This is a genomic window from Dickeya lacustris, from assembly GCF_029635795.1.
GTDB lineage: Bacteria > Pseudomonadota > Gammaproteobacteria > Enterobacterales > Enterobacteriaceae > Dickeya > Dickeya lacustris.
Window position 1 is genome coordinate 887,706 of the sequence record NZ_CP114280.1, and the last position, 19,324, is coordinate 907,029.

The 19,324-nt window shown below is 56.1% G+C and carries 15 protein-coding genes; 6 read left to right on the forward strand and 9 right to left on the reverse strand.

The window, feature by feature from the left end; translation table 11 throughout:
- Positions 1-60 precede the first annotated feature (60 nt).
- Positions 61-2,439 (reverse strand): phosphoenolpyruvate synthase, encoded by a 2,379-nt coding sequence (gene ppsA, locus O1Q98_RS04015; protein ID WP_125259091.1) that lies wholly within the window; start codon positions 2,437-2,439, stop codon positions 61-63.
- Between the two features lie 348 nt (positions 2,440-2,787).
- Between ppsA and ppsR the strand changes: the two genes are divergently transcribed.
- Both ppsR and O1Q98_RS04025 read left to right on the forward strand, forming a co-directional pair.
- Complete coding sequence (gene ppsR, locus O1Q98_RS04020) at positions 2,788-3,609, forward strand: posphoenolpyruvate synthetase regulatory kinase/phosphorylase PpsR (RefSeq protein ID WP_125259158.1); 822 nt, start codon at positions 2,788-2,790, stop codon at positions 3,607-3,609.
- A gap of 198 nt (positions 3,610-3,807) precedes the next feature.
- Entirely contained in the window at positions 3,808-4,863 is a 1,056-nt protein-coding gene (locus O1Q98_RS04025; RefSeq protein ID WP_125259090.1) for a 3-deoxy-7-phosphoheptulonate synthase, read from the forward strand.
- A 157-nt stretch (positions 4,864-5,020) separates the two neighbouring features.
- Here the strand turns inward: O1Q98_RS04025 and rmf are convergent, their stop codons facing one another.
- The 6 genes from rmf to rlmKL form a co-directional block, all read right to left on the reverse strand.
- Positions 5,021-5,188 carry a ribosome modulation factor gene (gene rmf, locus O1Q98_RS04030; RefSeq protein WP_125259089.1) on the reverse strand — a complete coding sequence of 56 codons (168 nt, stop codon included), beginning with the start codon at positions 5,186-5,188 and terminating at the stop codon, positions 5,021-5,023.
- A gap of 289 nt (positions 5,189-5,477) precedes the next feature.
- Positions 5,478-6,041 carry a membrane integrity-associated transporter subunit PqiC gene (gene pqiC / locus O1Q98_RS04035; protein WP_125259088.1) on the reverse strand — a complete coding sequence of 188 codons (564 nt, stop codon included), beginning with the start codon at positions 6,039-6,041 and terminating at the stop codon, positions 5,478-5,480.
- 16 nt (positions 6,042-6,057) lie between these two features.
- Positions 6,058-7,704, reverse strand: coding sequence for an intermembrane transport protein PqiB (gene pqiB / locus O1Q98_RS04040; RefSeq protein ID WP_125259087.1), 1,647 nt, complete (start codon positions 7,702-7,704; stop codon positions 6,058-6,060).
- Entirely contained in the window at positions 7,691-9,004 is a 1,314-nt protein-coding gene (gene pqiA, locus O1Q98_RS04045) for a membrane integrity-associated transporter subunit PqiA (RefSeq protein WP_125259086.1), read from the reverse strand. Before pqiA ends, pqiB begins: the two co-directional genes overlap by 14 nt.
- A 156-nt stretch (positions 9,005-9,160) precedes the next feature.
- On the reverse strand, positions 9,161-11,077 hold the full coding sequence (locus O1Q98_RS04050) for an ABC transporter ATP-binding protein (protein WP_125259085.1): 1,917 nt from the start codon (positions 11,075-11,077) through the stop codon (positions 9,161-9,163).
- 5 nt (positions 11,078-11,082) lie between these two features.
- The gene (gene rlmKL, locus O1Q98_RS04055) at positions 11,083-13,212 is read right to left on the reverse strand and encodes a bifunctional 23S rRNA (guanine(2069)-N(7))-methyltransferase RlmK/23S rRNA (guanine(2445)-N(2))-methyltransferase RlmL (RefSeq protein WP_125259084.1); all 2,130 of its coding nucleotides are present in this window, start codon (positions 13,210-13,212) and stop codon (positions 11,083-11,085) included.
- 96 nt (positions 13,213-13,308) lie between these two features.
- Between rlmKL and O1Q98_RS04060 the strand changes: the two genes are divergently transcribed.
- A complete protein-coding gene (locus O1Q98_RS04060; RefSeq protein WP_125259083.1) occupies positions 13,309-14,415 on the forward strand; it encodes a YcbX family protein in 1,107 nt (368 codons plus the stop codon).
- Positions 14,416-14,531: 116 nt separating this feature from the next.
- On the opposite strand, the gene O1Q98_RS04065 is transcribed toward O1Q98_RS04060, so the two are convergent.
- Positions 14,532-15,086: a cell division protein ZapC gene (locus O1Q98_RS04065; protein WP_125259082.1), complete on the reverse strand. Its 555-nt coding sequence runs from the start codon at positions 15,084-15,086 to the stop codon at positions 14,532-14,534.
- Positions 15,087-15,267: 181 nt separating this feature from the next.
- Positions 15,268-16,275 carry a quinone-dependent dihydroorotate dehydrogenase gene (pyrD, locus tag O1Q98_RS04070; protein WP_125259081.1) on the reverse strand — a complete coding sequence of 336 codons (1,008 nt, stop codon included), beginning with the start codon at positions 16,273-16,275 and terminating at the stop codon, positions 15,268-15,270.
- A gap of 260 nt (positions 16,276-16,535) precedes the next feature.
- On the opposite strand from pyrD, the gene ssuE reads away from it, so the two are divergent.
- From ssuE to ssuD, 3 genes are all read left to right on the forward strand, one after another.
- Positions 16,536-17,108, forward strand: coding sequence for an NADPH-dependent FMN reductase (gene ssuE, locus O1Q98_RS04075; RefSeq protein WP_125259080.1), 573 nt, complete (start codon positions 16,536-16,538; stop codon positions 17,106-17,108).
- 67 nt (positions 17,109-17,175) lie between these two features.
- Positions 17,176-18,132, forward strand: a complete 957-nt coding sequence (locus tag O1Q98_RS04080) for a sulfonate ABC transporter substrate-binding protein (RefSeq protein ID WP_240632741.1) — start codon at positions 17,176-17,178, stop codon at positions 18,130-18,132.
- A 36-nt stretch (positions 18,133-18,168) separates the two neighbouring features.
- The gene (gene ssuD / locus O1Q98_RS04085; RefSeq protein ID WP_035341230.1) at positions 18,169-19,317 is read left to right on the forward strand and encodes an FMNH2-dependent alkanesulfonate monooxygenase; all 1,149 of its coding nucleotides are present in this window, start codon (positions 18,169-18,171) and stop codon (positions 19,315-19,317) included.
- Positions 19,318-19,324: the final 7 nt, after the last annotated feature.

Sequence of the window (19,324 nt, forward strand, 5' to 3'; positions counted from 1 at the left end):
GCCTGACCTCTCTCGATGCCAGGCGTCGTAAGCGGATGCCGCCGATGCAGCAACGACAGATTACGCTTTTTGCGCCAAATTCAGCCAGGTTTGCACCACGGTGTCCGGGTTCAATGACAGGCTATCAATGCCTTCTGCCATCAGCCAGGCGGCAAAATCTTCGTGATCAGACGGCCCCTGACCACAGATACCAACATATTTGCCGTGGCGTTTAGCCGCCTGAATCGCCATTGACAGCAGCGCCTTCACCGCATCATTACGCTCATCAAACAGTGACGACACCACGCCGGAATCGCGATCGAGCCCAAGCGTTAACTGCGTCATGTCATTTGAACCTATCGAGAAGCCATCAAAATGCTCAAGAAACGCATCGGCCAACAACGCATTGGACGGGATCTCACACATCATAATCACTTTCAGCCCGTTCTCGCCGCGCCGGAGCCCCTGATGTGCCAGCTCATCAACCACCGCCTGCGCCTGTACGACTGTGCGCACAAACGGGATCATCACCTCAACGTTGGTCAACCCCATCAGGTTACGCACCCGTTTCACCGCTTCACACTCCAGTGCAAAACAGGCGCGAAAATCTGGCGAGACATAACGCCCGGCGCCCCGGAAACCCAGCATCGGGTTCTCTTCATGCGGCTCATAGCGGCTGCCGCCGAGCAGGTTAGCGTATTCGTTGGACTTAAAATCCGACAAGCGCACAATCACCCGCTTCGGCCAGAAGGCGGCCGCCAGCGTCGCAATGCCCTCTTTGAGCCGCTCAATATAAAACTCGACCGGTGAGTCGTAGCCCTGCATGAGGCGGCGAATTTCACGCTGTAATTCCGGCGTCTGGGCATCGAACTCCAGCAATGCGCGCGGGTGTACGCCAATCATGCGATTGATAATGAACTCCAGCCGCGCCAGCCCAACGCCTTCATTCGGCAGGCAGGCAAAATCAAATGCTCTGTCAGGATTGCCCACATTCATCATGATTTTCAGCGGCAGTGCTGGCAGGGTTTCTACCTGCGAACTGTTCACCGTAAAATCAAGCCGCCCCTGATACACATACCCCGTGTCGCCTTGCGCACACGAGACCGTTACCGGTTCGCCATTATGCAACCGCTCTGTTGCATCGCCGCACCCCACCACGGCTGGTATCCCCAATTCACGGGCAATAATCGCCGCATGGCAGGTGCGCCCGCCACGGTTGGTGACTATCGCGGCCGCTTTTTTCATGATAGGTTCCCAGTCGGGATCGGTCATATCAGTGACCAGCACATCACCGGCATTCACGCGGTGCATTTCGCTAATGTCATTAATGATTTTGACTTCGCCAGCACCAATGCGATGACCGATGGCGCGCCCTTCTACCCGCACCTCGCCTGCGCCTGCAAGATGATAACGCTCCATCACCTGCCCGTTAGAGCGCACCGTTTCTGGCCGAGCCTGCACGATATACAGCTTGCCGGTGTGACCATCTTTCGCCCATTCGATGTCCATCGGGCGGCCATAATGTTTCTCAATCAGCACCGCCTGATGCGCCAGCGCCTGCACCTCGTCATCGCTCAGGCTAAAACGGGTACACAGCGCGTCTTCCACGTCTTCTATGCGCACCTGCTTGCCGTGCTCCTGGCTTGCGGCATACACCATGCGGATTTTTTTCGAGCCCATATTGCGGCGCACAACCGCAGGCCGTCCTGCCAGCAATGTCGGTTTATGCACATAGAATTCATCCGGGTTCACGGCCCCCTGCACCACCATTTCGCCGAGTCCCCAGGCAGAAGTAATGAACACCACCTGATCGAAGCCGGATTCGGTATCAATCGTGAACATCACACCCGATGAGGCCAAATCCGAGCGCACCATGCGTTGCACACCGGCACTGAGCGCTACGCCGCGATGGTCATACCCCTGATGGACGCGATACGAAATGGCGCGATCGTTAAACAGTGACGCAAACACATGTTTTACCGCCACCATGACGGCGTCAATGCCCTGCACGTTAAGGAAGGTTTCCTGCTGCCCGGCAAATGAAGCATCCGGCATATCCTCTGCGGTCGCTGACGAGCGCACGGCAAACGAGGCCTGCGGCTCACCGTCCGCCAGTTGTTGATAGGCATCGCGAATCGCCTGCTCCAGCTCTGGCTGAAAAGGCGTGTCGATAATCCACTGGCGGATAGTCGCACCGGCTTTGGCAAGCTGGCTAACATCGTCAACATCGATGGTGTCCAACAGTGCGTAGATGCGCTGATTAATACCGCTTTGATTGAGAAAATCATTAAACGCCTGCGCCGTTGTGGCAAACCCATTCGGAACCGACACCCCCAGTTCCGACAGATTGGTGATCATCTCCCCCAGGGAGGCGTTTTTCCCCCCCACTCGCTCAACGTCATGCATACCGAGCTGGTTGTACCACAGGACATGACGCATATCAGGGCCGTTATTAGACATCGAAAATAATCCTTTTTGCTTACAGTTAGGGTGTAAAGAATTAAGACGAGAAATATCGCGCCGGAACGACACCGGCGCTACGAGCGTAGCACAGGCCATCTCAAACTTCGGAAAGGTGAATCGATCAACCTAGTGAAAAAAACACAACTGACAGACAGTGATTGCCAAAAGCCATAAAAAAAACAATATTGCTTAATAAAGGCATCTTAATCAGAAAGATATTGAAATAACGTTTCAATAAAAATTTAGCAAAACAGCGAATTTTCGGCACAAAGAGTGTCAGTCATCAGCGCAGGTCACTAAGGAGTGGGTATGGAAAAAGAGCCGAATCTGGCAAGAGAAATCGGTATGGCAAGAAGCGTCTTTTATGTCTCCGACGGCACCGCCATCACCGCCGAAGTGCTGGGCCATGCGGTCATGTCGCAGTTTCCAGTCAACACGCACAGCCACACCTTGCCGTTTGTCGATAATGAAGCGCGGGCAACGGCCGTACGCGAACAAATCGACGAGCTCTATCGTCAGAGCGGCGTTCGCCCGCTGGTGTTTTATTCGATTGTCACACCGGCTATCCGCAATATCATCACGCATAGCGAGGGGTTTTGTCAGGACATCGTCCAGGCGCTGGTTGCGCCATTGCAGCAGGAATTAAATGTTGCGCCCATGCCGGTCGCTAACCGTACGCATGGTTTGACCGCGAATAACCTGACCAAATATGACGCGCGCATCGCCGCCATTGATTACACGCTGGCGCATGATGACGGTATTTCATTACGTAATCTCGATCAGGCTCAGGTGATTTTACTGGGCGTGTCGCGCTGCGGTAAAACGCCCACCAGCCTGTATCTGGCAATGCAATTTGGCATTCGTGCCGCCAACTACCCGTTTACCGCCGATGACATGGATAACCTGTCACTGCCTGCGGCACTCAAACCCTATCAACAAAAGTTGTTTGGCCTGACGATTGACGCCGAGCGGCTAGCCGCCATCCGCGAGGAACGGCGCGGTAATAGCCGTTATGCGTCACTGCGTCAGTGTCGTATGGAGCTCAATGAGGTGGAATCGCTGTTTCGCCGTCATCAGATCAACTATATCAACACCACCAATTATTCTGTTGAAGAGATATCTGCCCGCATTATCGACCTGATGGGTATCAATCGACGTATGTATTAACGACCACTTAGCGGCCCCAACCGATGGATTGTCTGATAGACTATCGCCCATCGCAGTCAGGTGCGTTTGCTGCATTATTGCGCATGCCTCAATTGCGCACGCCTCATCACCGATTGCGTGTGATGAGGTAACACCTGACAGGTATTCATTCCAGGCCCGCCGACTACGGCAAGCTTTATGCACATTCAGAGATAACACATGCAACCCACTGATGAGCTGCGCAGCGAACGGCTGACCCGTCTGGTGACGCCGCACGAACTGTTGAGCGAACTGCCGTTGACTCCGGCAGTCGCAGAAACCATCATCGCTTCTCGCACGCGTATAGAACACATTCTTTCCGGTCAGGATAACCGCCTGTTGGTGATAATCGGGCCATGCTCCATTCATCATCCCGACAGCGCCAGAGAGTATGCGGCAAAACTGGCGATGCTGCGCACCCGTTACCAGTCGCAGCTAGAAATCGTCATGCGCGCCTATTTTGAAAAACCCCGCACGGTAGTGGGCTGGAAGGGATTAATTGCCGACCCGCAGCTAGACGGTAGTTTTCAGGTTAACGAGGGCTTACGACAAGCGCGTCGGCTACTCCTCGACATTAATGCGCTGGGCCTGCCAACCGCCACCGAGTTTCTTGATATCGTCACGGGTCAGTACATCGCCGATACCATTAGCTGGGGCGCTATCGGCGCGCGTACAACCGAAAGCCAAATTCACCGGGAAATGGCCTCCGCGCTCTCCTGCCCGGTGGGGTTTAAAAATGGCACTGACGGTAATGTGCGCATCGCCATCGACGCTATCAGAGCCGCCCGATCGCGCCATATGTTCCTGTCGCCTGATAAGCAGGGCCACATGACGGTCTACCAGACGCACGGCAATCCATTTGGCCACATTATTCTGCGCGGCGGAAAAACGCCCAACTATGAGGCCGAACACATTACCCGCGCCTGCCTTGCCTTGCGTGAATTTGCCCTGCCAGAGCGGTTAGTGGTCGATTTTAGTCACGGTAATAGCCAGAAGCAGTTCAAACGTCAGTTGAGTGTTGCACAGGCTATCTGTGAGCAAATGCGCGCAGGCAGTCAGGCTATTGCTGGCGTGATGGTGGAGAGTTTCTTGCGCGAAGGCGCGCAACCTTTAGAACATTCAGCGCCGCTCACTTACGGCCAATCTGTCACCGACGCCTGTCTGGGCTGGCAAGACAGTGAACAGTTGCTCGACATGCTGGCTGAGGCATCCGCGCATCGCTTACGCGCTATCTGAATAGTTTTATTCAACAGCGCGCGTTGATTATCCGGTTATACCCTAAATCATTCGCGTTGCAGGAAGGCTCACGCACCTGCAACTTGACGTATGACGGGGATATCTATAAACGAAAACCTCCGCATTCGCGGAGGTTCTTCCTTCTTGAAAGACAGCGTCAGGCAATCACCGTCCTGTCTTCCATGGCTTGCCGCCAGCCTCCCAACCAGTTAGAGCGGGCATCGATAGATTGATAAGGACAGAGCTCCTTGGGCCGACCAACAATGCCAGCCTGATAACCCCGTGAATGTGCCCGTGCCAAACGATCTCTTTTTTGTCTCTTCATGCCTTGTTTCCCTCATTTTGACGCTGGTGGAAAGAAACCAGTGGTTACTTTTCATGCAACCACTCTTTATGAATAGTCATTCCGGCGGTGAAGATCAAGCGATAAAATTCACGAGATTGTCATATTTGTGAACCACACTGAGGGTTTTTCTGCGATCGGGCGGGATATAGCCACTTAACCGCTTGAGCATAAAACAAAACCGCCAGAATGCGACAAGCATCACATAATTACCGTGAGCCCTCGCTATCCAGCGGTTTTTACTATTATCGCTGTGGCGCGTGATGAGCGCCTATACGCCGGCAGCGGCCTGCCGTCTGACGGACTCAGCGACCTGTTGCCAGCCTTGTGCCAGCGCGCTGACCAAGGCATCGTAGCCGTCTTCACGTAAGGCTATCTCCAGCGCAAATGGCTGCGTCACGACGCGTTGCTCGTCTTGCAGCACCCACTCCCCCTGAATCACCGCACGCCCATCAAACCGGCCCTGAAATGCCGTCACATTGACACGCAGACTCGCGGTATTTTTCGTCACCGGCCCGCTGCTAAAAACGTGCCAGCCCGCCAGGTCATGACGTAACGATGCGACCAGCGCCTGTTGGAGTTGCTGGTCTAGCGGGCTTGCCCACAGATTATTCGCCGCAATGGTGTAACGCACGGGCGAGGTCTGAAACACCAGGCCGCTCCCTGCCAGCGAATCGGCCAGCGCTATCGGCGCAACCCACAACTGCCGCCCCTGCGCCTGCGTCACCGAGGTCTGCGCCTTCTGCGCCGTCACCGGAAGTTGATAGTAAATCTTCTGCGGGCTGGCGCAGCCTCCCAGCACCAGCACCAGCCATAACGGCCATCCTTTCATCATGATGCTTTCGCCTTCTTCATGGTTTCGCCTTCTTCGGCTGAGGGTCCTGGGCACCGGGTGCCTCAAAAATCAACGCATTGCTTTTCTCATTGAGCGTGCGTAACAGCGGCTGTAATTCACGCAGTGTTTGATCCAAGCGCTGCATATCCGCCACCATGTGGTTATAGGCCGGGGAGCCCGGTTGCACACCTTGCAGGCTCTGGTTCAGCTCACGCAGCGTGCGCTGCATATCCTGCGGCAGCTGTTGCATCGCCTCACTGCGCATAAATGTATTAAGCGACGTCAAGGTGGTTTGCAACTCACGCAAAGTCGTCTGACCCTGTGATAATGTTTTAGTCGCCTGCTCGACCATCGGGTTTAGCGGCAAACCATTAACTTTATCCAGCACAGACATCAGCTTTTGCTGAATTTGCGTTAACCCGCCGTTGACGGTCGGCAGCACCGGATAGCCATCCAGGGTGCTCATCGCCAGGGCACGCCCTTTTTGCTGCGGATAAAAATCAAGATCCACATAGAGTGCGCCGGTCAACAAATTGGCGGTTTTCATCGAAGCACGCAGCCCCGATATCGCCCCTTTACTCAGCTCTTGCCCAACGTCCATCCGCTCGCGCAACCCCTGTTTGAGACGACCGGGCTCAATACGGATCAGCACCGGAATACGGTAATCACTGTCAAAACTCTGCGGCAGGTTATGCGGGAAGAAAGGCACTTCAACCACCGTACCCAGCCGAATACCGCGAAACTCGACCGGTGCGCCCACTTGTAATCCTCGCACCGATTCATCAAAGAACAGCAAATACTCTTTATAGTCGCTATAGAGCGAATCCTGAATGCTGGTCTGGTTGTCAAATAACTGATATTCATCGCGCTCATGAGCCGGATTGCCAGGCTCCCAGCCAGCAGGCACATCAAAACTCACCCCACCGCTCAGTAAGGTACTCAGCGACCCCATTTCCACACGCATCCCTTGTGCCGAGAGGTTGAGCGCCACACCGCTGTCTTTCCAGAAGCGGACATTCGCCGTCACCAGCGGATCGTACGGGGCGGTGATAAACAATTGATAGCGCATTTTACGGGCAACGGGGTCGAAATAGCTGGTTTCCACCGAGCCGACGCGAAAGCCGCGAAACAGCACCGGGTCGCCTGCATTTAACTGGCCGGACTGATCGCTGTTCAGCGTGATGCGGATACCTCTGGCATCGGGAGAGGCCAGGGGCGGTGTGTCCAGCAAATGAAATGCCCGGCTATCCTGCTTATCGGCCCCGGGTTGCAGCTCAATAAACGCACCGGAAAGTAACGTGCCAAGCCCTGACACACCTTCACGGCCTATTTGCGGTTTCACCACCCAGAAGACCGAATCCTTGCCCAGTAATTTCTCCATTCCTTCGTTCAGGCGGGCCTTAATTTCCACCTGTTGCAGGTCATCGCTTAACCGGACATTCTCAACCACCCCCACATTGACACTGCGGCTTTTAATGGTGGTTTTCCCCGCCTCAATCCCTTCTGCGCTGCGTGTCGTCAGCGTAATTTCCGGGCCCTGATGACTGATGTGATAAAACAAAATCCAGGCACCGATCAGAACCGTGACTATCGGCACTATCCACACCGGCGACCAGCGCGCGATGCTCTCGACGTGTGCCGTCGTTTGATTAGTCTTTGTCAACGCAATGCTCCTCTCCCTGTTCGTGATGCCTGTCCCAGAGCAAGCGGGGATCAAAGGTCATCGCGGCAATCATGGTCAAAATGACGACACTGGCAAAAAGTACCGCGCCAATGGCCGGATAAATGCTCATCAGTCGCCCCATTCGTACCATCGCCGACAGTACGGCAATCACGAATACGTCAATCATCGACCAGCGGCCGACAAATTCCACTATCTCGTACAACTGGTGCAAACGCGCTGAATCACGGCAACGCGCCGCACGGGCGCGCCAGCACAGCCAGCCCAACGCCAGCATTTTCAATGAGGGCACCATAATACTGGCAACGAAAATCACCCATGCTATCGGCCATGAGCCGCTTTCCCACAACAGAATCACGCCGGACATAATGGTTGAGGTCGCGTTGTGTCCCAGCGCCTCTGTCACCATAATCGGTAAGAGATTCGCTGGCACATACAGCAACACCGAGGTCAGCAGCAGCGCCACTGTCCATTGCAGGCTGTGGCGGCGACGCGCATGACCCCGGCGCAGGCAGCGTGGGCAGCGGTGCTCATGCGCAGGCAAAATCGCACTGCAACAGGCACACGCGCGCACCCCTTGCGACAACCCGTTTTGGCCACAGACGAGACCGGCTGGCATCAACGGCGGCGGTGCGACATCATCCCATAGCCAGCGTCTATCCAGGCTCTGAAAAGCCAGCAACTGCAACAGACAAAAAACAATATAGGGAATAAAACTCGCCCCGAGACCAATGTCGCCGTAGGCCATGAGCTTGACAAAACTCACCAGCACACCGGCGAGAAAAATCTCCGCCATCCCCCAGCTTTTTAACTGGAACAGCACCGTCGTAAACCTGCGTTTGATGCGATAAGGCAGCGGTGCTCTCAGGCACAGCAGCACCATTATCAACATCGAGCAGGCGGGCACCAGTTGCACAAACAGCAAAAACAGTGTGGCCATGCTGACATAACGCTCGGCCACCATCACCCGGGGAATTTCCAGCAATGAAATCTCGCTGCGAATCCCCGCCACCGTCATCGAGACGAAGGGAAATAGCAGGGATAACACCAGCATGATCAGGGCGCTGAAGGCGAAACTGGCAGGCCGCCAGCGCGGCTCTCGTTGACGGCTGGATAACACCGCATGACAGCGCGGGCATACGGCCCGCTCGCCATCGTGCAACGACGGCAACTCCAGCAGCAAATCACAATGCGGGCACAACATATGCCGATCATAGTTATGGCGTTCATGGTTATGCCGATCATAGCGATGCGGATCAGCGTGGTGGTGATGCTCGTTCATTAGCCACCTCATGAGAATCTGAGAGAGACAACACGCGTGGTATTGCGTCAATAACGGGCAACAGCGGGTTCGGTACGCCCTCTTTTTGGCACGGCAGACAGATTATCCCTCACCGCACTCGCGGTGAGGGGCAGGCTGCGGTAGCCTGCCGAATATTCAGCCATTTTTCTGCGCTTCCAGCGCTTCCCAGCGTTCAAAACAGCCTTCCAGTTGCTGTTCGGCCGCCGCCAGCGCCGTCAGTACCGGCTGCGTTTCATCATGAGAGCGCGAGAAAAACGCCGGGTCATTCATCTGTTGCTGTAAGCGCTCAATGTCTTGCTCCAGCGCCTCAATCTGCTGCGGTAATTGCTCTAGCTCACGCTGTTGGTTATAGCTGAGTTTACCGCCGCCACGCTTGGCGCTCGGTGCGCTGGCGACGGCGGCAGGCTGCGGCGTCGGTTCTTTTTTAGCACCGCTCGACGCGCGCTGCGCCGCTGAGGACGCACGCTGCTGCTGCGCATCGTAGTAACCGCCGACATAGCGGCCAATGACGCCTTCGCCTTCAAAAATCCAGCATTCGGTGACACTGTTATCGACAAACTGACGGTCATGGCTGACCAGCAGTACCGTACCCTGATAGCTCTCCAGCAGCTCTTCGAGCAACTCCAGCGTTTCGACATCCAGATCGTTGGTCGGTTCGTCAAGAATCAACAGGTTGCTGGGTTTCAGAAATAACCGAGCCAGCAACAGGCGGTTACGTTCCCCGCCAGACAACGCCCTGACCGGCGTCATGGCGCGTTTGGGGTGAAACAGGAAGTCTTGCAAATAGCCCAGCACATGGCGGGAGCGGCCATTAACCATCACTTCCTGTTTGCCTTCGGCGAGGTTATCCATCACCGTTTTATCTGGGTCTAATTCAGCCCGGTGTTGATCAAAATAGGCCACTTCCAGCTTGGTGCCACAGTGAATGCGCCCGGCGCTGGCCGCCAGTTGCCCCAACATCAGCTTCAGTAACGTGGTTTTCCCACAGCCGTTCGGCCCCACCAGCGCAATTTTATCGCCACGCTGCACCTGTGCCGAAAAGCCGGACACCAGCGTCTTGCCCGCTACCTGATAGTCAACGTCTTCCAGTTCAAAGACGATTTTGCCGGAGCGCGCGGCTTCTTCCACTTGCATTTTGGCCGAGCCCATCACTTCGCGGCGCTCGGCGCGCTCCTGACGCATTTCCTTAAGCGCGCGCACCCGCCCTTCGTTGCGGGTTCGCCGCGCCTTAATGCCCTGGCGTATCCACACCTCTTCCTGCGCCAGTTTACGGTCAAACTCGGCATTCTGTAGCTCTTCTACCCGTAGCGCTTCTTCTTTACCGGCTAAGTAGGTGTCATAGTTACCCGGCCAGGACACCAGCTTGCCGCGATCCAAATCAACAATGCGGGTCGCCATATTACGGATGAATGATCGGTCATGAGAAATGAACACGATACTGCCGGAAAAGGCCTTCAGAAAACCTTCCAGCCAGTCGATGGTTTCGATATCCAGATGGTTGGTTGGCTCGTCTAACAACAACACTCGCGGGCCACTCACTAATGCCCGCCCCAGCGCCGCCTTACGCAACCAGCCGCCGGACAGCGCCGACAGCGGCATCTCCGCCGACAGCCCCAATTGATCTAACACTTCATTAATGCGGTCTTCGAGTTTCCACAGCCCCTGATGGTCGAGCACTTCCTGAATCTTCGCCAACTGGTTGAGGTTCTTCTCGCTCGGGTCTTCCCCGACCAGGCGCAGCGCAACGTGATAGGCTTTGAGGTGTTCAGCCTGCGCTGCCACGCCTTCGGCGACAAAATCAAACACGCTGCCAGCCACATCACGCGGCGGGTCTTGTTGCAGGCGGGCGACAATCAAATCCTGCTCATACACCAGTCGGCCATCATCCAGGAGAACTTCTTTTGCCAGAATTTTCAGCAGTGTCGATTTCCCGGCACCGTTACGCCCGACCAGACACACCCGCTCGTTGTCTTCAATATGCAGTTCGGTATTGTCCAACAGTGGCGCGTCGCTAAATGACAGCCAGGCACCGGATAAACTGATTAATGACATGGTGATTATTTTTCCTCAGAAGCGTGTGTAAGCAGCCAACTGTTGTGGATTTGGCGGTTACGGGCGAAATCCTGTGACAAGGTCTGTGCGCTGATATCTTTTGCCACCAGCCCAAGCGTCGTTAACCCGGCGATATCCATCTGGAAGCCGCGTTTGTTGTTGGAAAACAGAATGGTACCGCCGGGGCGCAGCATGCGTTTCAGCTGGGTCATCAGCATCAGGTGGTCACGCTGCACATCAAATGTCGCCTCCATCCGTTTGGAGTTAGAGAAGGTCGGCGGGTCGATAAAAATCAGGTCAAACTGTTCGTGCGTCTCTTGCATCCACGCCAGACAGTCAGCCTGCATCAGCCGGTGCTGCCGCCCGGTCAAACCATTAAGGCGCAGGTTCTTTTCCGCCCACTCCAGATAGGTACGCGACATATCCACGGTGGTCGTCGAGCGAGCGCCGCCGAGCCCGGCGTGCACGCTGGCGGTGCCGGTGTAAGCAAACAGATTGAGGAAATCTTTGCCTTTGCTCATCTGTCCCAGCATCTGCCGGGCAATACGATGGTCGAGGAACAGCCCGGTGTCGAGGTAATCGGTCAGGTTCACCCACAGCTTGGCGTTAAACTCGCTGACTTGCAGAAACTCACCCTTCTCGGCCATTTTCTCATACTGGCTTTTGCCTTTCTGCCGCTCGCGGGTTTTCAGCACCAGATGGCTGGCCGGAATATCCAGCACGCTGAGGGTCGCATTAATAATATCAAACACGCGCTGGCGGGCTTTTTGCGCATCAATACTCTTTGGCGGCGCATACTCTTGCACCACCACCCGGCTGCCGTAACGGTCTATCGCCACGTTATACTCCGGCAGGTCGGCATCATACAGACGGTAACAGGCGATGCCCTGTTGCTGCGCCCATTTTTCCAGTTTGCGCAGATTCTTGCGCAGGCGGTTGGCAAAATCCTCGGCAAAGACCGCCGTTTGCGGCGCATCTGCCTGCGGCTCGCCTGATGCCAGGCGGTAGTTTTTCTGCACGCAATCCAGCGGGCCGTTTTTCGCCTTGAACTGGCGATCGGCACGCAGTTGCAGGCAACTGAGCAGTTCCGGCGAGGCGCTAAACAGCGATAACTGCCAGCCGCCAAACTCACTCTTCATCTTACGGCCCAGCAGGTTATGCAGTGCAATCAGCGCCGGTTCGCTCTCCAGCCGCTCGCCGTAAGGCGGGTTGCTGACAACGGTGCCTGCCGGCCCTTGCGGCAGCGGGTTTTTCAGTTGTGTGGCATCACGCGCGTCAAAACGGATAAGTTCGCTGACGCCGGCGCGACGCGCATTGGCGCTGGCAATCTCGATGATGCGCCGGTCAATATCCGAGCCGAAGAAACGCGATGTCGTGGCTTGCAACCCGGCACGGGCGCGCGCTTGCGCTTCGGTTGTGACACTTTTCCACAACGCGGCATCGTGTTTTTTCCAGGCCAGAAAGCCCCAATGCTGGCGATGCAGACCCGGCGCGCGATCGGCGGCCATCATCGCGGCCTCAATCAACAGCGTGCCGGAACCGCACATCGGGTCGCACATCGGCGTGCCCGGCAGCCAACCGGAGCGCTGCACAATAGCTGCCGCCAGCGTCTCTTTGAGCGGAGCCTGTCCCGCCTGCTCGCGGTAGCCGCGCAGATGCAGCCCTTCACCACTGAGATCCAGCGCAACGCTTGCCTGTTCACGCTGCAAAAACACATCCACGCGAATATCGGCTTGCTGGCGCGCCACGTCCGGGCGCTGGCCGGTTTTACGGCTAAAGCTGTCCACAATGGCATCTTTAACCTTGAGCGCACCGTACTGACTGTTACGAATAACCTCGTTCGTGCCGTTGAAATGCACCACAAAGGTGTGATTGACATCAAACATCTCGCTCCAGTCCACCGCCTGCACGCCCAGATACAAATCCAGATCGCTGTAGACTTTGAACGTATTGAGCGGCAACAGAATACGCGACGCCAGTCGGCTCCACATCAGGCTTTGGTACAGCAGCCGATTATCTCCCTGAAAGTGTACACCGCCCTGCACCACCGTGCAGTGCTGCGCGCCCAGCGCCTCCAGTTCACTTTTTAACAATTCTTCCAGACCACGCGCCGTGCTGGCAAACAGAGAGTTCATATCGCAGCTATCACCTTAAAGAAAATTGAGGCGCATTATAGCTAATCCCGGCGGCTTGTCATAAAGTTGCCGCTTTCCTTCAGCAAGGAGCCCCCTGTGATAGCACTCAACCGGCTTTTTGTTCACCCGGTCAAATCGATGCGCGGTATCAGTTTGTCGCCCATGATGGTCAGCCCCAGCGGGCCCGCGTTTGACCGCATCTTTATGCTAACCGAGCCAGACGGCACCTTTATTACCGCGCGACAGTACCCGCAATTGGTGCTTTTTGCCCCTGCGTTGACGCCCGAGGGTCTGTTACTGAGCGCCCCTGACGGCAACACGCTGGCGGTCAGCTTTACTGATTTCTCGCCCTCGCTCGCGCCAACCGAGGTTTGGGGCAACCACTTTGAGGCGCATATTGCCCATGACCCCATCAACCGCTGGCTCAGTGAATACCTGCAGCGTCCGGTACAGTTGCGCTGGCAAGGGCCGCAACCTTCGCGGCGCGTTAAGCGCCACCCGGAAACCGCGCTGCATTTTGCCGATGGCTACCCCTTTTTGCTGGTAAATGAAGCCTCGTTTGACGATTTACGTCGGCGCTGCCCTGGCGGAATTCGCATAGAGCAATTTCGCGCCAACCTGACGGTCAGTGGCGCACAGCCCTACGAGGAAGACCAGTGGCAAACCGTGCGCATAGGGGAGGTGATTTTCGATGTCGCCAAACCTTGCAGCCGCTGCGTGCTGACGACAGTTAGCATCGAGCGCGGACGCCGCCACCCGGCGGGCGAACCGCTGGCAACGTTGCAACAGTATCGCAGCGCGCAAAATGGCGATGTTGATTTCGGTATGAACCTGATAGCCCGCAGCCGGGGCGTGCTGCGCCTTGGCGATAGTCTGGAAGTGCTCGCCACCAAGCCCCCTCGACCGTATGGCGCTGCCGCTCAAGAGACACGTGAAAAACCGACATTACCAACGCAGACTCAGGCGGTGCGCATCACCTATCAGGGCCAGACGTTCATCGGCAACAACCAGCAAATAGTGCTAGAGCAACTGGAACAACAGGGGATTCGGGTGCCTTATTCATGCCGGGCGGGTTTATGCGGCTGTTGTCGGTTAACGCTGACACAAGGTGCCGTCACGCCGCTAAAAGACGGGGCACAGACGGATGACGGTGAAATTCTGGCGTGCAGTTGCGTGCCTGCAAGCGATATTACGCTGGACTAAACCTGGTCGCATCAAGCGATATGGATAAAGACATACCAATCAAGAAATACCGATAAAGCAAGACCGATAAAACAAGACAGAGCAACGCCGCCGCACCAATGGTGCGTTGCTCTGCTTTATCCGGCAAAGGCGTAACGCGGGGAGAGCGCGTCGCGACAGGGTGTGTAAACGCATAGTCGGTCATGCATGATTTTTATCGCGTCCGCGCGTTGTAGCGTTTTGCCGTTCAGCACCAGTTGCTCTTGCGCCAGCAGGCACAAACTGGCGTTGTCGCCAGCCTCCACCACCATAAAGCACGCCGATTCCGCTCGCTCATTTAACACCACACTCACCAGATCACCCAGTTGCGGAGCGCTATTCACTTCGCCCTGCACCCGGAAATGCCAGCTTTTCGGCATTAACGGTTTCAGAAAACGGTTGGCGACCAACGCATTGAGTACCAACTCAGCGGTTGCGGCCATGGTTAACCCCAAAGGCTGACACTTCTCCTGAAAAGTGAAAAACAGTGCGGCATCCTCAACGCAAAACGCCGTTGCGTTAAAGGCATCCGGCGTCAGCATGGCGGCGGGAAAATGCGAGCGAAATAGCGTGCCATTGGCAAGCTCAAGCATCAGGCGCGCCTGTTCGGCATCAAAATACCAACGCCAGTGATCGTCAGGTATGAGCTTCATGTTTAACCTTTGTCCCGAGCCATTGCCCGGTGCTGATGCTTATTGTGTCTAAAGCTTCACTGGCCGAGTGATCATCAGGCCGTGAAGAAAATAAAATGACGTGATTTTATGCAAACGAAACCGAATATAAACCAGCGACACGGAGAAAGAAACCCCGGCGCTGGCGCTGAGAAATGGAAAATCAGATGTATGTAACAATATCCTTTATCAGGCGAGGGCCGTGATAAATAAAGCCGCTGTATACCTGAACAAGCGTTGCGCCTGCCGCCAGTTTTTCCCGCGCGGCCACCAGCGAATCAATCCCGCCGACGCCAATAATCGGCAAACGCCCGTTTAATTCCTGAGATAAGCGGCGAATCACCTCGGTACTGCGCGATTGCAGCGGTCGTCCGCTTAATCCACCGGTTTGCCCGCAATGATTCAGGCCCTGAATCAGTTGCCTGTCGAGCGTGGTATTGGTGGCTATCACACCGTCAATCTGATGGCGCACCAGGCTGTCGGCAATTTGCACCAACTCCTCTTCGGATAAATCCGGCGCAATTTTTACCGCCACCGGCACATATTTCTGATGGCGGGCATGCAGTTCGGCCTGTTTATTTTTTATCGCCTGCAACAAATCATCCAGCGCGTCGCCATATTGCAACGTGCGCAGGCCCGGCGTATTCGGCGAGGAGATGTTAATGGCAATATAACCGGAGTGGGCGTAAACCTTATCCATACAGATAAGGTAATCCTCTTTACCCTGCTCAACCGGCGTATCTTTATTCTTGCCGATATTAATGCCGAGCACGCCGCCAAAACGGGCGCGTTTCACATTCTCAACCAGGTTGTCTACCCCACGGTTATTAAAGCCCATGCGGTTAATCAACCCTTGCGCTTCCACCACCCGGAACAGCCGGGGTTTGTCATTGCCCGCCTGCGCACGCGGCGTCACGGTGCCTATCTCAAGGAAACCAAAGCCCATGGCCCCCAAGGCGTCAATACACTCGCCATCCTTATCAAGACCTGCCGCCAGCCCGAGCGGGTTGCGAAACGACAGCCCCATACAGGTGACAGGCTTGGTCGGCACCGCTTGGCGCACCAGCCATTCAAGGGGGGTATGGGTAATACGACGCAGTTGATGCACGGTAAATTCGTGCGCCTGTTCGGGGTCGAGCTGGAATAATGCTTTACGAATGAGGGGATACATGACTTCTCCTGGAGTCCCGGTAGCAAACCGGGGGCGTATTATCGTCTATCGGCCCATGAAAGGGAATTGACCTTGGCCAAAAAACGGCGCATCTGCGCAATCGTTTTCTTTTCTTTCGTCCAGCCCTGCCGCTTTTTTATTCGTTTTTTCGCTTTCCATTCCACAATAAATCATTTTTCGAATCGGTATCGGCTCTGCCAGACTGCAAAAACTGTTATCAAATCGTGATTATTGCTAATTTTTAGTTATAAGGAGTCACTATGCGTGTCATAACGCTGGCCGGTAGCCCGCGCTACCCTTCTCGCTCTACCGCTTTATTGCATCACGCCGGTAAGTGGCTGGAAGCGCAAGGTGTGGACGTGCTGCCCTGGCACCTGCACAACTTCGCGCCCGATGACCTGCTCAACGCCCGCTTTGACAGCCCTTCGCTGCAAACGCTCAATAGCCAACTGGCCGAGGCCGACGGCGTATTGATAGCAACGCCCATTTATAAAGCCTCGTTTTCCGGCGGCCTGAAAGCGCTGCTCGACTTACTGCCCGAGCGGGCCTTCGAGAACAAAGTGGTGTTGCCACTGGCAAGCGCAGGCTCGATAGCCCACATGCTGGCGATTGATTACAGCCTCAAACCGGTACTCAACGCCCTGAAAGCACAGGAAATTCTACAGGGCGTGTTCGCAGAAGACAGCCAGATAAGCCACTACGACCGCACGCCGGATTTTGCCCCGGCGCTCGAAGCTCGCCTGACAGAAGCGCTACAGCTGTTTTTCCTGGCATTACAGCGCCGCGCGCCAGAGGCGCTACGCCAGCCAGTCCTTGAGCGACTCAGTGCCTGACACCACTACACGACCCCCTGAAACGTTGACCGTTGAAATAAGGAAGCCTGTTATGTTGCACCGCCCGCTGCTTTCTCGCTTGAAACATGCAGCCCTGACGTTATTACTGCCGATACTGGCCGGTACCACCTCGCTGGCTCATGCGGCCGACCCCGCCCAGTTACGCGTCGGCTTTCAAAAAGGCTCGGTCAGTCTGGTGCTGGCGAAAACCCATCAATTGCTGGAAAAGCAGTTCCCCCAGACACAAATCAGTTGGATAGAGTTTCCCGCCGGGCCACAGATGCTCGAAGCGCTGAATATCGGCAGTATTGATGTTGGCAGTACCGGTGATATTCCACCGCTGTTTGCCCAGGCGGCCGGGGCGGATTTGGTGTACATCGGCGTTGAGCCAGCCAAGCCCAAAGCGGAAGTGATTCTGGTACGCGATGACAGCCCAATCAAAACCGTCGCTGACCTCAAAGGCCGCAAAGTCGCCTTCCAGAAAGGTTCCAGCTCGCACAACCTGCTGCTGCGTAACCTGCAAAAAGCCGGGCTGACCTTTGCCGATATTCAGCCTGCTTACCTGACGCCCGCCGATGCGCGCGCCGCCTTTCAGCAAGGCAATGTCGATGCCTGGACTATCTGGGACCCGTACTACTCAGCGGCACTCTTGCAAGGTGGCGTTCGGGTACTGGCCGATGGCACCGACCTGAATTTGACCGGCTCGTTTTATCTGGCCTCACGCGCCTATGCGGAAAAATACGGCCCGTTCCTGCAACAGTTCCTCAATACCCTGACACAAGCGGATGCGTTAACCCTCAGCCAGCGCGCGCAAAGCGTCACGCTGCTGGCCAACGCCATGGGCCTGCCCGAAGCGGTCATCAGCGCTTATTTCGACCATCGCCCGATTACCGTTATCAAACCGGTGGATGAACGCACGCTGCAAGCGCAACAGCACACCGCCGATCTGTTTTACGACAACCACCTGATCCCAACCCGGCTTGATGTCGCCAGCCGAATCTGGCGCGCCCCGGTCACACCCTAATATCCAGTTTGAGAGAAGAGAACGGAGACGCTCACAATGAGTCTGAATATTTTCTGGTTCCTGCCCACCCACGGCGACGGCCACTATTTTGGTAAAGGCGAAAACGCCCGGCCGGTCGATCACAGCTATCTGCAACAAATTGCCCAAGCGGCTGACCGTCTGGGCTTTGGCGGCGTACTGATCCCAACCGGGCGCTCTTGCGAGGATTCGTGGCTGGTCGCCGCTTCCCTGATCCCGGTAACGCAGCGGCTGCGCTTTTTGGTTGCGCTACGCCCCGGCATCATTTCGCCTACGCTTGCCGCACGTCAGGCCGCCACGCTGGACAGACTCTCCAATGGCCGGGCATTGTTCAACCTGGTCACCGGCGGCGACCCGGACGAGCTGGCAGCCGAGGGGCTGTTTCTCGATCACGAACAGCGCTATGAAGCCTCTGCCGAATTCACCCGTATCTGGCGCGGAGTGCTGAAAGGCGAAACCGTTGACTATGATGGCAAGCATATTCAGGTCAAAGGGGCGAAACTGCACTACCCGCCGGTACAACAGCCGCACCCGCCGCTCTATTTCGGCGGCTCCTCAGATGCCGCGCTGGATTTAGCCGCCGAGCAGGTTGACCTCTACCTCACCTGGGGCGAACCGCCTGCACAAGTGAAAGAAAAGCTCGACCAGGTGCGCGCCAGAGCCGCCGCGCAGGGGCGACAAGTCCGCTTCGGTATTCGTCTGCACGTTATCGTGCGCGAAACCGCCGAAGAAGCGTGGCAGGCCGCCAACCGGCTCATCTCCAAACTGGATGACGAGACCATCGCCGAAGCGCAGGCATCGCTAAAACGCTTTGACTCGGTAGGCCAGCAACGCATGGTGGCGCTGCATGGCGGCAAACGCGACAAGCTCGAAATCAGCCCCAACCTGTGGGCCGGTATCGGGCTGGTGCGTGGCGGCGCGGGCACGGCGCTGGTGGGCGACCCGCAAACCGTGGCGCAACGCATTGAGGAATACGCCAGTCTGGGGATTGATACCTTTGTGTTATCAGGCTACCCGCATCTGGAAGAGGCCTACAAGGTGGGCGAGCTGCTGTTCCCGCATCTGGATGTGGCGGTGCCCGAGGTGCCGCAGCCGCAGCCACTGCGCTCGCAAGGCGAAATCGTCGGCAATGAATTCGTGCCGCTGTTAAAAGCCGCCCAGAGCTAAGGAGCCT

What these genes read in the sequence shown, in the direction of transcription:
- pqiA (WP_125259086.1), bottom strand. Translation starts at nt 9,004, where the DNA reads ATGAACGAGCATCACCACCACGCTGATCCGCATCGCTATGATCGGCAT.
- O1Q98_RS04065 (WP_125259082.1), bottom strand. Translation starts at nt 15,086, where the DNA reads ATGAAGCTCATACCTGACGATCACTGGCGTTGGTATTTTGATGCCGAA.
- ppsA (WP_125259091.1), bottom strand. Translation starts at nt 2,439, where the DNA reads ATGTCTAATAACGGCCCTGATATGCGTCATGTCCTGTGGTACAACCAG.
- ppsR (WP_125259158.1), top strand. Translation starts at nt 2,788, where the DNA reads ATGGCAAGAAGCGTCTTTTATGTCTCCGACGGCACCGCCATCACCGCC.
- O1Q98_RS04025 (WP_125259090.1), top strand. Translation starts at nt 3,808, where the DNA reads ATGCAACCCACTGATGAGCTGCGCAGCGAACGGCTGACCCGTCTGGTG.
- pyrD (WP_125259081.1), bottom strand. Translation starts at nt 16,275, where the DNA reads ATGTATCCCCTCATTCGTAAAGCATTATTCCAGCTCGACCCCGAACAG.
- pqiC (WP_125259088.1), bottom strand. Translation starts at nt 6,041, where the DNA reads ATGATGAAAGGATGGCCGTTATGGCTGGTGCTGGTGCTGGGAGGCTGC.
- rlmKL (WP_125259084.1), bottom strand. Translation starts at nt 13,212, where the DNA reads ATGAACTCTCTGTTTGCCAGCACGGCGCGTGGTCTGGAAGAATTGTTA.
- rmf (WP_125259089.1), bottom strand. Translation starts at nt 5,188, where the DNA reads ATGAAGAGACAAAAAAGAGATCGTTTGGCACGGGCACATTCACGGGGT.
- ssuE (WP_125259080.1), top strand. Translation starts at nt 16,536, where the DNA reads ATGCGTGTCATAACGCTGGCCGGTAGCCCGCGCTACCCTTCTCGCTCT.
- O1Q98_RS04050 (WP_125259085.1), bottom strand. Translation starts at nt 11,077, where the DNA reads ATGTCATTAATCAGTTTATCCGGTGCCTGGCTGTCATTTAGCGACGCG.
- ssuD (WP_035341230.1), top strand. Translation starts at nt 18,169, where the DNA reads ATGAGTCTGAATATTTTCTGGTTCCTGCCCACCCACGGCGACGGCCAC.